The sequence below is a fragment of the Peribacillus sp. NPDC097895 genome (genome assembly GCF_050277555.1).
GTDB lineage: Bacteria > Bacillota > Bacilli > Bacillales > DSM-1321 > Peribacillus.
The window spans coordinates 280,720-293,699 of sequence record NZ_JBNNSH010000001.1 but is presented as its reverse complement, the minus strand read 5'-3'; the positions used below and the strand labels follow the sequence as shown (position 1 = coordinate 293,699).

The 12,980-nt window shown below is 43.2% G+C and carries 11 protein-coding genes and 3 other annotated features; of the genes, 3 read left to right on the top strand and 8 right to left on the bottom strand.

All coding sequences use genetic code 11. The annotated features are described in order from the left end of the window. Positions 1-462: 462 nt before the first annotated feature. Positions 463-1,689: an MFS transporter gene (locus ACQKMH_RS01325; protein ID WP_427585731.1), complete on the bottom strand. Its 1,227-nt coding sequence runs from the start codon at positions 1,687-1,689 to the stop codon at positions 463-465. A 243-nt stretch (positions 1,690-1,932) separates the two neighbouring features. On the opposite strand from ACQKMH_RS01325, the gene ACQKMH_RS01320 reads away from it, so the two are divergent. Then, positions 1,933-2,559: a LysE family transporter gene (locus ACQKMH_RS01320; RefSeq protein ID WP_427585730.1), complete on the top strand. Its 627-nt coding sequence runs from the start codon at positions 1,933-1,935 to the stop codon at positions 2,557-2,559. A gap of 246 nt (positions 2,560-2,805) precedes the next feature. Beyond that, positions 2,806-3,390, top strand: a complete 585-nt coding sequence (locus ACQKMH_RS01315; RefSeq protein ID WP_427585729.1) for a hypothetical protein — start codon at positions 2,806-2,808, stop codon at positions 3,388-3,390. Between the two features lie 87 nt (positions 3,391-3,477). Here ACQKMH_RS01315 and thrS read toward each other — a convergent pair whose 3' ends face one another. After that, positions 3,478-5,385 carry a threonine--tRNA ligase gene (thrS, locus tag ACQKMH_RS01310; RefSeq protein WP_427587475.1) on the bottom strand — a complete coding sequence of 636 codons (1,908 nt, stop codon included), beginning with the start codon at positions 5,383-5,385 and terminating at the stop codon, positions 3,478-3,480. A 59-nt stretch (positions 5,386-5,444) separates the two neighbouring features. Further along, positions 5,445-5,668 (bottom strand) — a binding site (T-box leader). Between the two features lie 31 nt (positions 5,669-5,699). Continuing rightward, positions 5,700-5,922: a binding site (T-box leader), on the bottom strand. Between the two features lie 31 nt (positions 5,923-5,953). Beyond that, positions 5,954-6,176: a binding site (T-box leader), on the bottom strand. 121 nt (positions 6,177-6,297) lie between these two features. Here thrS and ACQKMH_RS01305 point away from each other — a divergent pair. After that, complete coding sequence (locus ACQKMH_RS01305) at positions 6,298-6,573, top strand: hypothetical protein (RefSeq protein ID WP_427585728.1); 276 nt, start codon at positions 6,298-6,300, stop codon at positions 6,571-6,573. A 35-nt stretch (positions 6,574-6,608) separates the two neighbouring features. Here ACQKMH_RS01305 and ACQKMH_RS01300 read toward each other — a convergent pair whose 3' ends face one another. The 6 genes from ACQKMH_RS01300 to ACQKMH_RS01275 all read right to left on the bottom strand — a co-directional run bounded on the left by ACQKMH_RS01300 (position 6,609) and on the right by ACQKMH_RS01275 (position 12,972). Continuing rightward, positions 6,609-7,217, bottom strand: coding sequence for a DUF7010 family protein (locus tag ACQKMH_RS01300; protein WP_427585727.1), 609 nt, complete (start codon positions 7,215-7,217; stop codon positions 6,609-6,611). 248 nt (positions 7,218-7,465) lie between these two features. Continuing rightward, positions 7,466-8,929, bottom strand: coding sequence for an amino acid permease (locus tag ACQKMH_RS01295; RefSeq protein WP_427585726.1), 1,464 nt, complete (start codon positions 8,927-8,929; stop codon positions 7,466-7,468). Between the two features lie 159 nt (positions 8,930-9,088). Beyond that, a complete protein-coding gene (locus tag ACQKMH_RS01290; protein WP_427585725.1) occupies positions 9,089-10,414 on the bottom strand; it encodes a peptidase in 1,326 nt (441 codons plus the stop codon). A gap of 11 nt (positions 10,415-10,425) precedes the next feature. Beyond that, complete coding sequence (locus ACQKMH_RS01285; RefSeq protein WP_427585724.1) at positions 10,426-11,607, bottom strand: thiolase family protein; 1,182 nt, start codon at positions 11,605-11,607, stop codon at positions 10,426-10,428. Positions 11,608-11,626: 19 nt separating this feature from the next. Beyond that, on the bottom strand, positions 11,627-12,289 hold the full coding sequence (locus ACQKMH_RS01280) for a 3-oxoacid CoA-transferase subunit B (protein ID WP_427585723.1): 663 nt from the start codon (positions 12,287-12,289) through the stop codon (positions 11,627-11,629). Beyond that, positions 12,274-12,972, bottom strand: a complete 699-nt coding sequence (locus tag ACQKMH_RS01275; RefSeq protein ID WP_427585722.1) for a CoA transferase subunit A — start codon at positions 12,970-12,972, stop codon at positions 12,274-12,276. Before ACQKMH_RS01275 ends, ACQKMH_RS01280 begins: the two co-directional genes overlap by 16 nt. Positions 12,973-12,980 lie beyond the last annotated feature (8 nt).

Sequence of the window (12,980 nt, the reverse complement as noted above, 5' to 3'; positions counted from 1 at the left end):
CAATCTTTATTATGATACGAGGCCTCGATCCCTACAGTGATAATCCATGCATGATCGAAATGAGCAATAGACTTTTTTCATTTAAAAACCTTCGTAACCCATTCGTCAATGCGGCTACAAAGAAGTCCCAACAAGTAAGGCCAAGAAAGTTCATCCCGCTATAAGTGAAAAGTTGGGATTCGCCCTAACTTGAAGCTGTCTTGGCCAAAATGGATCCATATAATAAGATGGTTAACGGACTTGTTGCTGAACCCTGCCCCAACGATACAGCCATGCCAAAAACCATTTTCGGGAATGCAAGGGTAAGCCCAATAAAAAATAGATTTCACTCCCATCGAGCTAGGAAACAACTTGTACATTCTATGTGACAACCTACGCCCTATAACTGTGATGGTGAGCGTTACATACAAAAAAAGCCGTGGAGTTGCAGTTCAAAACCGGCTTTTTGCTTTCTTGTTACCATTAATTAGTGGCTTCCTTTTTGTCTGTACTAATGGATTTCATAACAATCAAAACGATGCAAATGCCAATGATTCCAGAAATGATATAACTCATATTAAGATGATTTTTCATGACAAGGGACATGACCGGAGGGCCAGCCGCAACTCCGATGAACCTTGAGGACATATAGAAGGAAGTTATCGTCCCCCTTAGTTCCTTTTCAATGTTTTGGGTGATGATGGCATCAAGTGTCGGCAGTAACGCACCAATCGCTATTCCAACAAGACTTGTTACGATTAACAGAAGAAATACGTTCTCTTTTGTATATCCGACAAAAACCAGACTGATTGACAGGATAACTAAACTGATCATGATGATCTTTTTCATGATCGGTAATTCGCCTTTGATTTTTTTCCCTGCAACATATGAAGATACACAAAGAAAAAACAGCGGGATCGCTATCACAAAACCCTTCTTTACTCCATGCAAATCATGTATTTTTTCCAGATTTTCCGACAAAAAGAAAAGGACCCCGAACAATACCAACATGACAAATACACCAATCAGGAAAACAGTATATAGCCACTTCCCTTCCTGCTTGAATATTTGTTTCGTATCCTGCCAGAATTCTTTAAATTTCTTTGGTTCTTCCTTCTCTTTTGGTACCTTAATAAAGAAGAAGACCAATACAATTGATATTAAACTGAAGAATGAGATCGAGAAGAAAGGTAAAAACCAGATAAATGCGGCAAAAAGCGAACCCAATATTGGGCTCAGTACTTTCCCGAATGTATTCGAAGTTTCGATTATACCCAAACACGCACTGGTTTTTTCATCATCATCTTTGTAAAGGTCTCCCACCAATGGCAAAATGATGGGCGAGGCACCAGCAGCACCAATCCCCTGCAATACTCTCCCAATGATGATCCAAGTAAACGGATCATCCAATTTCCACGATGCATAGCCCGCAACCAATCCACCAATCAGGGCAAGGACCAAACTTGGCAGGATCACCATTTTCCTTCCGAATCGATCTGATAAATAACCAGCTATGGGGATTAAAAAAATTGAAGCTACGGAATAACTTGTAATGACCATGCTTGATTGAAATGAAGTTATCCCCACCTTTTCCTCGAATATGGGTAATACCGGGATAAGCATTGAATTTCCAAGCGTCATAACCAATGGGATTGATGCCATGCTAATCAAGCACCATATGCTGACATTTTTTTTCTCATGACCTTCCATACCTACACTCCTCATCCATTATAAACACCACTTTCAACATACAAAGGCAAAAAAAAATGAATACTTATTCAACTTCCATTGATTTTTAGATGTCTTTATTTAATATGTTGTAGGGCTAAAGGATTTATTCAATCGTTTCATATGAAAATGAATGGCTATTTTTCCATACCAAAAAAAGTGGTACAAGTACATTTGTTTGAATACATTCAAATAAGTAAATGTATCAAATGACGAGGTGATGATTTGGGTGTTTTTTTCAGCTATGTATTATTAGGCTTATCGCTAGCAGCTCCTATCGGTCCCATTAATGCTGCTCAATTGGACAAAGGAATCAAGAAAGGTTTTTGGCATGCCTGGATTTTTGGCTGGGGTGCCATTTTAGCGGATGCCGTCTATATTGCCCTCGTCTATTATGGGGTCGTTCACTTTTTGGATAACTCCTTCATAAAGACATTTTTGTGGCTTTTTGGCTTTTTCATCTTGACCTATACTGGCATTGAAAGCCTTCTTAGCGCGGGTAAGATAGAAGTTCAGGCACGGAAAGCGAAGGATTCCCACATTTCTTCATTTTTATCAGGATTCATCATGTCCCTCTCAAATCCCTTATCCATCATGTTTTGGCTGGGGATTTATGGATCCATTCTTGCAAACACCGTAACAAAATATGATTTTCATCATATACTTTTATACAGTTCAGCCATCCTTCTCGGCCTCTTAGCATGGGATACCACAATGGCCATCACAGCCAGTACCTTCAGACGGTTTTTATCGGAGCCCATTCTTATTGGCATTTCAGTCATTTCAGGAATATCACTTATAGGCGTTGGCATTTACTTTGCCATACAAGCAGCCAAGGTTTTATTTACATAAAGATCGACCTAATCGGAAAAGAGAAAAGGGCCCCACTAGAGGCCTTTTTTAATCTTTATCAGGATTATGAACTAACAATCTTCCTTCAAACCCAATCTAGCCTTTATAAAAATTCTAAACTTAGCATTTACTCGTGAATTTCGCATTATAGGCCGCCTATTTTATTGTCCATCTTTGTCCATGTCGGACACTTATCCCCCTTTGTTCATAGTCTGAAAGGGTAAACACAAAGGGAGGATTTCTTTAATGTATAATAATTACGGTTATTACTCTTATAATGATCCATATTATAATGATCCATATTATAATGTTCCATATTATTACGATAATTCTTATGCCAGATTGCCTTATTATGATGACAGGCTACCAATACAAACACTCGTTCCAGTAGCAACAATTAAGAGCCATTTAAACGCAGGCAGACAAGGTCATTGTTTCAAAGGTTTTTGGGGTAACTCCGAGCACACCTTTATTTTAATGGGGCTCAATGATGCTACAGGTATGGTACAGATACTCGAAGGCGGCATCCCAAATGAGGTTCATCATACAGATATAGTTGGATTACAATATCTAGGCTTAACCTGCCCTGTCGGTGGCGGCGGTCAAGGCGGCGGCCAAGGTGGCGGTCAAGGTGGCGGTCAAGGCGGCGGTCAAGGCGGCGGTCAAGGTGGCGGCCAAGGTGGCGGTCAAGGCGGCGGTCAAGGTGGCGGTCAAGGTGGCGGTCAAGGTGGCGGTCAAGGTGGCGGTCAAGGTGGCGGTCAAGGTGGCCCGGGCGGTAACTGTTTCCAGCAGTTCATTCAGGGTGTTGGCTGGGTATGGATTTGTAGATAGAAAAAAAAGACAGCCAATTTAATCGGCTGTCTTTTTCCTAATCCAAAGGACCTTTACTCGTAAGTTCCGGATTAAGCTGCTATCTTGTTAGATGCTGCGTTCTTTTATTTGCTGGACTATTTTCTTGATGAACGTTTCTATTGCGACATTTTCAACTTCTTGTTCCCCGTATTTCCGGACATTCACTTCATTTTCTTTCTCTTCTTTATCTCCAAGGACCAGCATATATGGGATTTTCCCCATCTGTGCTTCCCTGACTTTATACCCCAGCTTTTCATTCCGATCATCAATTTTCACTCTTATGCCTCGATCCTTCAGTTCTTTTTGAACCTTTAAACAATAATTCAAGTGAACTTGTGAGACAGGGATGATCTGTACTTGCACCGGGGCAAGCCATATTGGAAAAGCACCGGCAAAATGTTCTATCAGGATTCCAAAAAAACGATCGATCGATCCAAAAATCGCACGATGTATGACGACCGGACGAGCTCTTTCATTATTTTGATCGATGTAAGTCAGATCAAATTTATCTGGCATTTGAAAATCAAGTTGGATTGTTGCACATTGATGGCTTCGTTTTAATGCATCTTTAATATGAAAATCAATTTTCGGTCCATAAAATGCCCCGTCCCTTTCATTTACTTGATAATGCATCCCGATGCTTTCCAAAACATTTTTCAAGGCTGTTTCAGAAGCTTCCCAAAGGGAATCATCGCCCATTGAATCCTCTGGACGAGTCGAGAGCTCCACGGAATACTCGAATCCAAAAGTGCGATACACCTTATCAATCAGCTGAAACACTTGTTTAATTTCACTTTCGATTTGATCTTGCCGAACAAAAATGTGAGCATCATCCTGACAAAAAGTACGGACCCGCAGCATCCCGTTCAATGCACCGCTATATTCATGACGGTGGACTTGACCGAATTCGGCCATCCGGATGGGTAAATCCCTGTAAGAGTAAAGATTGTTTTTGAATATAAGCATATGACCCGGACAGTTCATTGGCTTCATCGCGAATTTTGTTTGATCCACCTCAGAAAAGTACATATTCTCATGGTAATGATCCCAGTGACCCGATTGTTCCCATAACCGCTGGTTCATCATGAAAGGAGTCCGAACTTCGTCGTAATCGGCTTCGGTCTGAAGCTCCCGCGAGAACTTCTCCAATTCATTTCTAACGATTTGTCCCTTCGGTAAATAGAATGGCATTCCAGGAGCTTCCTCCGAAAACATGAATAACTCCAACTGCTTCCCTAATTTACGGTGATCGCGTTTGGCCGCTTCTTCCAGGGATTTAAAATGATCCTGTAAATCCTTTTTCTTTCGGAATGCCACGCCGTAAACCCTTTGAAGAACTTCATTTTGATTGTCTCCCCGCCAATAGGCACCAGATACACGAGTCAATTTGAACGATTTTACAAATGATGTGGACGGAAGGTGCGGCCCTCTGCAAAGGTCGATGAATTCCCCCTGTTGATAGAGCGATAGTTTTTCACCCTTGGGGATGTTCTTTGCTATATCCAACTTGAATGACTCCCCTCTTCTTTCAAATAGTTTTACAGCTTCTTCATAAGATACTTCAATCCTTTTTATTTCCAAATTTTCATTTATGATTTGTTCCATTTCTTTTTCAATAACTAGTAGGTCTTCCGAGCTCAAAGGATGATCTAACTTAAAATCATAGTAAAAACCATCTTCCACAACTGGCCCTATCCCTAATTCCACATTTCGGTACAATCTTTTCACTGCCTGTGCCAAAACATGCGCCGATGTATGTTGTAAAACTTGTAATCCTTCATCCGAATCCAGAGTCAAGATCGACAGTTCGGCATCCTTATTAAGCTTGTGACTTAGATCAACCAGCTGCTTATCCATTTTTCCTGCTACTGCCTTTTTCCTTAAACTTGAGCTGATGGCCCCTGCCACACCTTCCACTGTTATCCCTTTCACATATTCCTTTTGCTGCCCATCCGGGAATTGAACTTTAATCATTTTTTCACCCATCATTTATACACCCCTTATTAGTAATAAAAAAACGCACCCATCCCTATATAAGGGACGAGTGCGTTTATACCCGTGGTACCACCCAATTTCCCATGAGCAAAAAACACTCATGGCTCTGGAGCTTGTAACGCAGCTTAGACGATATCAGTTACTCTTGTTCACTGATATAGCTCAAAGGCGGTAAATCAGTTTCCTAAGCCAGGAAGTTCGCAGCTGCCCTTCCCTCTCTGCAGACCGTAAAAATGATTCATGTCCTTATCATGGCAATATTTTTATATATAAAAAAACGCACCCATCCCTAAGTAAGGGACGAGTGCGTTATACCCGTGATTCCACCCAATTTCCCATGTGCAAAAAACACTCATGGCTCTGGAGCTTGTAACGCAGCTTAGACGATATCAGTTACTCTTGTTCACTGATATGGCTCAAAGGCGGTAAATCAGTTTCCTAAGCCAGGAAGTTCGCAGCTGCCCTTCCCTCTCTGTAGACCGTAAAAATGATTCATGTCCTTATCATGGCAATATTTTTATATATAAAAAAACGCACCCATCCCTAAGTAAGGGACGAGTGCGTTATACCCGTGATTCCACCCAATTTCCCATGTGCAAAAAACACTCATGGCTCTGGAGCTTGTAACGCAGCTTAGACGATATCAGTTACTCTTGTTCACTGATATAGCTCAAAGGCGGTAAATCAGTTTCCTAAGCCAGGAAGTTCTCAGCTGCCCTTCCCTCTCTGCAGACCGTAAAAATGATTCATGTCCTTTTCAATGCTTCTAAAATGTAGATGGACTTTTATATTGTTATATATATTACAATATATTCCCATAAGTGACAACCTCAAATTTTTTAATTTCATTACAAACACCAAATTGGTATAATTAGTAAAAAAGGAGTCTCTATGAAAAGTTTAAGCAATTGGTCTATCGTATTTGCCATGATTGGCACACTATCATTTTGCTGTTCACTTGCATTACCAAAAGCCTTCGAGCTGCTTATGATCTCAGGATTCGGTGCGTTACTTATTGGCATGTTTTGCAGTTTCGGGGCCATTTATAAAAATGAAAAAGGAAAGTCGAAATTTTTGTCCGTGGCTGCATTCTTCCTTTTAAGTTTCATTCTGGTTTGGAATGAACCCTTTCAAATTATCAGGTTATTAACCTGGATGAAAAATTAAAAAACCCGTCCGCGATGACGGTTATTTTTTTTTGATCAATTATTTGTTTCCGCTCGCTTTGAATTCTTCACACGAAGCCAAAGGGTTAGTCCAGTGGCCCACAGGATTAGCGCGCACCCAAAGCCGAGCAAGGATAATTGTGCAATGATTCGGTGATCCCCAAACATGATCGTCCTTGGAACGACCAACAAGGTGATAAGTGCCAATAAACAGAGCAGTACTCCAGTTACATAGTATAGCTTGATTTTAAAAAGTGACGCCAAAGGCAAAAAATGAATCCCTACAATAATGGCGATGACACCCGGTATTAGATCGGTCTGATCGATCATGTTACAGATGGCAATGGCAGCCACAATCAGCAATGCTTCGGCAAGGAAGACCATGTTAAACCAGAATCCGATACGCTTCAAATGCCTAGCCCCTTTTTCTGAAACTTGAACAGGCATTTTTCGTGATGCATGTATGAATGAAATGCCGCCAATTACCATGATGATTCCAGTGATAATGGCAACGAGCTCCACGTAAGGAAACCCCCAGCCTTGCAAACCCATTACACCGATACCTGCCCACATCGTACCGAAGAATGCCATGAAAATGACTCCAATTCCAGAACCGCGAACAGCCTCTTTCGTATGCATCATCATTTTCCTTTCATCCTAAGTCATATCGTACATAGACTAATAATATTGCATCTCTTCATTAATTATTCATGTCCTGAAAAGTAGATATAACTGGTTTTTCGCCGATATATTCCTACTTTCGCAGATATAACTGGTTTTTCGCCGATATAACTGGATTTTCGCCGATATATTCTTACTTTCGCAGATATAACTGGATTTTCATAAAAAAACCTGAGTCCAATAGGGGATCTCAGGTTTTTTGTCCATTCATATCAAGCTACATCTGATTTATCAAATTGACAATCTTTCAATGAGATTAATTTGGTCTTATGATACACCTTGTATCCTAGCCATATCGCCAGGAATATCGGTAACCCGATATAGGAGACAGCGACGCCATACCAGTCGATGCTGCCCTTAATGAATGCTTCATAATTCTGCCCTGCAATGACACCCATGCAAAGGACGAATGAAAGAATCGGACCGAATGGAAACCATTTTGCTTTATATTTCAATTCGTTCAAGTCACCGCCCTGTGCGACATAGGCCCGTCTAAAGCGATAATGGCTTATGGCAATTCCAATCCAGGCGATAAAGCCGGTTAGCCCTGATGCGTTCAATAGCCATGTAAATACATGGTCCCCAAAAATGGAGGTCAAGAAGGCTAGCCCGCCAATTAATGCCGTGAGAATCAAAGCATTCATCGGGATCCCCCTGCGGTTGACTTTTGCCAGGAATTTGGGAGCTTGTTTATCTTTCGCCATCGACCATAACATCCGCGTTGATGCATAAAGCCCCGAGTTCCCTGCGGATAGTAAGGAAGTCAACACCACCGCATTCATGACGGATGCCGCGAATGCAAACCCCGCGCGCTCAAAAACGAGTGTGAAAGGGCTTACAGAAATGTTTTCCACATCCCCGTTCAGCAAACTTGGACTTGTATATGGAATCAAGAGGCCGAGTATCAGGATGGCCCCGATGTAAAACAAGAGGATGCGCCAAAATACTTGGCGGATCGCATTCGGAACATTTTTTTCTGGATTCTCACTTTCTCCGGCAGCAATTCCAACCAGTTCCGTGCCTTGAAAAGAAAATCCCGCTATTAAAAAGATACTGATGATCGATAAAAATCCTCCCTTGAATGGTGCCTCCCCCATTGTGAAGTTTTCAAATCCAATCACCTTTCCGCCAAACACCCCTAAGATCGTCAATAATCCAATAATGATAAAGAAAATGATGGCTACGACTTTTATTAAAGCAAACCAATATTCTGATTCACCATAGCTTCTAATGGATAGAGCATTGAGGATGAAGACGATTCCAAGAAATAATGCGCTCCATATAAGGCTGGGCACATCCGGGAACCAGAATTTCATGATGATGGCAGCTGCAGCTATTTCCACTGCGAGGGTGACTGCCCAGTTAAACCAATAATTCCAGCCAAGTGCAAATCCGAATGCGGGATCTACAAAGCGTGTGGCGTAGGTAGAAAATGATCCCGATACAGGCATGTACGTCGCCATTTCCCCTAAGCTCGTCATAAGAAAATAAACCATGATTCCAATGCAGGCATATGCAGCTAGGGCACCACCGGGTCCAGCACTTTGGATGGTTGCCCCGCTTGCCAGAAATAATCCAGTACCGATTGAACCCCCAATGGCAATCATGGTCATATGCCTAGCTTTCAGTTTCCTTTTAACTGTCGGTTCTTGATTATTAATGAGATTCATGTCCATATGGTTCCTACCTCATTTTCTTTTAAAGTTAAAAGTTCAGGAAATAGTAAAAGATATTTGTCTTGCCAGAGCAGAGGTCAATAGAGATGAATAGTCTTCCACAATCGCATTGCGGAAGACTATATTTCAACTAAGGAATATCATTACCGGACATAAAGATTAACCGACATCATTCGGTATCGTCAGTCTTTTATTAGCTGGATAAGGCTCGTCCTGTTCAGGTTCCATTCCACACCATTGAATTAAAGTCAGGGCAATGATCTCTGCTGTCGAGAACACATTGTCCAGTAAGATGTATTCATTTGGATAGTGGGCAACCTCGGTTACTCCAGGCCCGAAAACGATGGCAGGCGTTTCACCGACATGTGTCAGCAATCCTCCATCCGTTCCCCACGGGGAGGCTTCAATGACCGGGTCTCGCCCTTCCACTTGCCGGTATTGATTGATGAGCGCATTCATCAATTCATGCTCTGCATCAATTGCCCCTGGAACCCAGCGTGCCCCAAACCATTCCAATTCGGGCGGATGTTCCTTGAACCATTCGTCCCTTTCTTTCAGCTGCAATAACCAGTCCGCCATTTCATTCTTCGCCTGCTCCATCGTCTCCTCCGGTGCAACGCCCATCCTCCCTTCGATCTTTACAAGGTCGGGAACGGATGATGGCCAATTACCACCTTCAATGACACCTAGATTGATTGGGATCGGAATAGGCGTGTTCTGATAAAGCGGATCACTGATTCGTGCATTTCGCTTTTCTTCCAAAGCTCGAATGTGATTGATCACGGTCATGCTTTTTTCAATCGCACTAACGCCTTCATACCTAGTTCCGCCATGCGCTGACCGCCCTTTAACATGGATTCGAAACCACATCGAACCCTGCTGTTTCGGGAAAATCCTCATATTCGTCGGTTCAGGGATAAGCGCAGCATCGGCTTTATATCCCCTAAGGACGGCTGCTAATGTTCCTGCCCCGCCGCTTTCTTCTTCAATCACACTTTGAAAAATGACATCTCCTTTTAAACGGATGCCATTTTCCTTCAATGCCTGCATGGCAAGGATCAGGGATACATTGCCCCCTTTCATATCAGTTACGCCGCGTCCAAACATTTTCCCATTCTTTATCGTCCCACTATATGGATCGTCATCCCACTGATTCCGATCTCCATCCGGAACCACATCGATGTGTCCGTTCAAGATAATGGAACGGCCGCCTCCAGTTCCTTTCATGATTCCCACCACATTGGGACTGTTGGAAAAGTCATTACGTGGAGAATAGAAATAGTCATGCTTTTTCAGCTCGCCCCCATCAGGTTCCCAGCTATCAATCTGCAAATCCATTTCCTTCAGTTTTTCGGCGACGATGGCTTGCGCCCCTGCTTCATTTCCTTGCGTACTCGGCGCTTGTACCATTCTTTGTAACAGGTCTGTTCCTTCTTCCCGATGATCCTTGATCCATTGGTTAATCCGTTTTTTTATATCCGGCACATTAATCCTCCTTAATTACACATATTCTCATAGATTACCGAAATTCCCATTCCACCTGCCATACACAACGTTACCATTCCGTACTTAACTTGTGAACGCAACATTTCATGCATCAGTGTGACTGTCAATTTTGCACCTGTTGCTCCTACAGGGTGACCAAGTGCAATTGCCCCTCCATTGACATTGACAATATCCTGATTCAAATCTAACTCCTTGATCACTGCAAGTGCTTGGGCAGCAAAAGCTTCATTAAGTTCAATCAGTCCGATATCCTTTAACGATAGACCTGCTTTTGCCAATGCCTTTCGAGTCGCTGGTACGGGTCCAATCCCCATAACTCCAGGTTCAACTCCTGCACTGGCGAAAGCCTTTATTTTCAAGAGCGGTTTCAATCCCTTTTCTTCCGCTTGCTGCTTGGACATTATTAGTACAGCTGCAGCTCCATCATTCATAGGACAGGCATTTCCTGCCGTAATGGTTCCTTCATTTTTGAATACTGCTGGAAGACTAGCTAGTTGATCTAGATGAATGTCCTCGCGTACCCCTTCGTCATGGTTGAAGATTTGAAGTCCTTTTCGACCCTTGATTTTAAGCGAAATAATTTCTCTATCAAAGCGACCCTCTACTCTAGCTTTCCAGGCCTTCTTGTGGCTATGATATGCAAATTGATCCTGTTCTTCACGACGGATACCGTATTTTTCAGCCAAGCGCTCGGCAGTTATTCCCATATGCTCATTTCCCAAGGAACATATTAATCCATCTGCCAGCAGAGCATCCTCCATCGTTATGTTTCCAAATTTACCGCCCCATCTATTTTTCACGATATAAGGCACATTGCTCATGCTCTCCACTCCGCCGGCAATGATTACGTCTTCTTGACCAGCAGCGATAGTTAAAGCGGCGTTGGTAATGGCCTTTAAACCTGATCCACATGCTTTGATTACAACGTGCCCTGGGACATTGTGTGGGAAACATGCCATCTGCAACGAAATTCGGGCCGAGTTAAGTCCGCCTCCGTGGACATAGCCATGTCCGAAAATCACTTCATTGACCTTTTCTTTACCTAACCCGGAATTCTCCATTAAACCTTCCAATACTTGACGGCCCAATTCGGTAGCTTTAACATTCCGTAGTGATTTGCCAAAGGATCCAACTGCAGTTCGCGCTCCAGCAACGATGACAACCTCATTCATGCTTTTTTCCTCCTCTTACCTATTCAATGGTGTTGACAGCAGCATGGATTTTCAACGTTGCCTCCGTATTCCTTAGCACATCATCCACTGTATATGGCGCCATGACTTCTTTCAGCACCAATCCTTCTTCGGTAACTTCCATGACAGCCATATCCGTAATGATTAAATCCACACTCTGCCTTGCCGTCAATGGAAGCGTGCATGTCTTCAATATCTTCGATTCACCCTGATTATTCATATGATTCATCAAGACGATTACCTTTTTGGCTTTCTGGGCAAGTTCCATCGCTCCGCCCATCCCCGGAACCCGCTTACCTGGGACGATCCAATTCGCAAGATCTCCCTTTTCACTAACCTCCAAGGCACCAAGTATCGTAATGTCGATATATCCTTTCCGGATCATCCCAAATGCAGTTGCACTGTCAAAGTATGAAGCACCCATTACAGTGGTGATCGGGAAACCTCCTGCGTTACAGAGAGCAGGATCTTCTTTCCCCGGATCTGGACTTGGGCCTGTACCGAGAACTCCATTTTCCGCATGGAACAGCACCTGGATATCTTGAGGTATATGGTCGGCCACCAAGGTAGGGATGCCGATGCCTAAATTGACGATCAATCCATCATGGATTTCCTTGGCAGCGCGTTTCGCGATGCGATTTCGTACATCTACTGCCATGCCCATTTCCAATTCACCCCTTTTGTCGGAATCACCATATCTACATAAATGCCTGGTGTGGCAATACATTCCGGATCCAATTCTCCTGCAGGAACGATTTCTTCCACTTCCGCAATCGTGAAGGCCCCAGCCATCGCCACCAGCGGATTGAAGTTACATGCAGTCTTGTCATACACTAAATTCCCCAGCGAATCTGCCTTTTTGGCATAAACGATGCTGACTTCCGAGGTCAAAGCGGTTTCTACCAAAAATTCTTTTCCGTCGATTACCATTTTTTCCTTGCCGTCTTCGGCTATCGTACCAATCCCGACATCGACAAAAATCCCGCCCAAGCCTACACCGCCGGCACGAATCCGTTCAGCTAATGTACCTTGCGGTGAAAATTCCACCTGCAGCTTTCCTTCAGTCATGAGCCTGCCGGCATTAGGATTGGATCCGATATGTGAGGCGATGACTTTCTTTGCCCTTTCAGCAGTGACAAGCCGACCAATGCCGATATCAGGGAATCCAGTGTCATTGCCAATCAAGGTCAGTTCCTTAACGCCCTTGGCAAGGATACCCTGTACGAGCGTGGGAGGAGTTCCCACGCCGCCAAATCCACCATACATGAGCGTGCATCCATCGGAAATATGCTCCAATGCTTCTTCCATGGTCACAATTTTGTTTTTCTTCGTAATGGCCTGCTTCATACCGTTCC

Coding starts and splice junctions, on each gene's coding strand:
- ACQKMH_RS01285 (WP_427585724.1), bottom strand. CDS start 11,607: ATGAATGAGGTTGTCATCGTTGCTGGAGCGCGAACTGCAGTTGGATCC.
- ACQKMH_RS01275 (WP_427585722.1), bottom strand. CDS start 12,972: ATGAAGCAGGCCATTACGAAGAAAAACAAAATTGTGACCATGGAAGAA.
- ACQKMH_RS01305 (WP_427585728.1), top strand. CDS start 6,298: ATGAAAAGTTTAAGCAATTGGTCTATCGTATTTGCCATGATTGGCACA.
- ACQKMH_RS01325 (WP_427585731.1), bottom strand. CDS start 1,689: ATGGAAGGTCATGAGAAAAAAAATGTCAGCATATGGTGCTTGATTAGC.
- ACQKMH_RS01295 (WP_427585726.1), bottom strand. CDS start 8,929: ATGGACATGAATCTCATTAATAATCAAGAACCGACAGTTAAAAGGAAA.
- ACQKMH_RS01300 (WP_427585727.1), bottom strand. CDS start 7,217: ATGATGATGCATACGAAAGAGGCTGTTCGCGGTTCTGGAATTGGAGTC.
- thrS (WP_427587475.1), bottom strand. CDS start 5,385: ATGATTAAAGTTCAATTCCCGGATGGGCAGCAAAAGGAATATGTGAAA.
- ACQKMH_RS01315 (WP_427585729.1), top strand. CDS start 2,806: ATGTATAATAATTACGGTTATTACTCTTATAATGATCCATATTATAAT.
- ACQKMH_RS01280 (WP_427585723.1), bottom strand. CDS start 12,289: ATGGGCATGGCAGTAGATGTACGAAATCGCATCGCGAAACGCGCTGCC.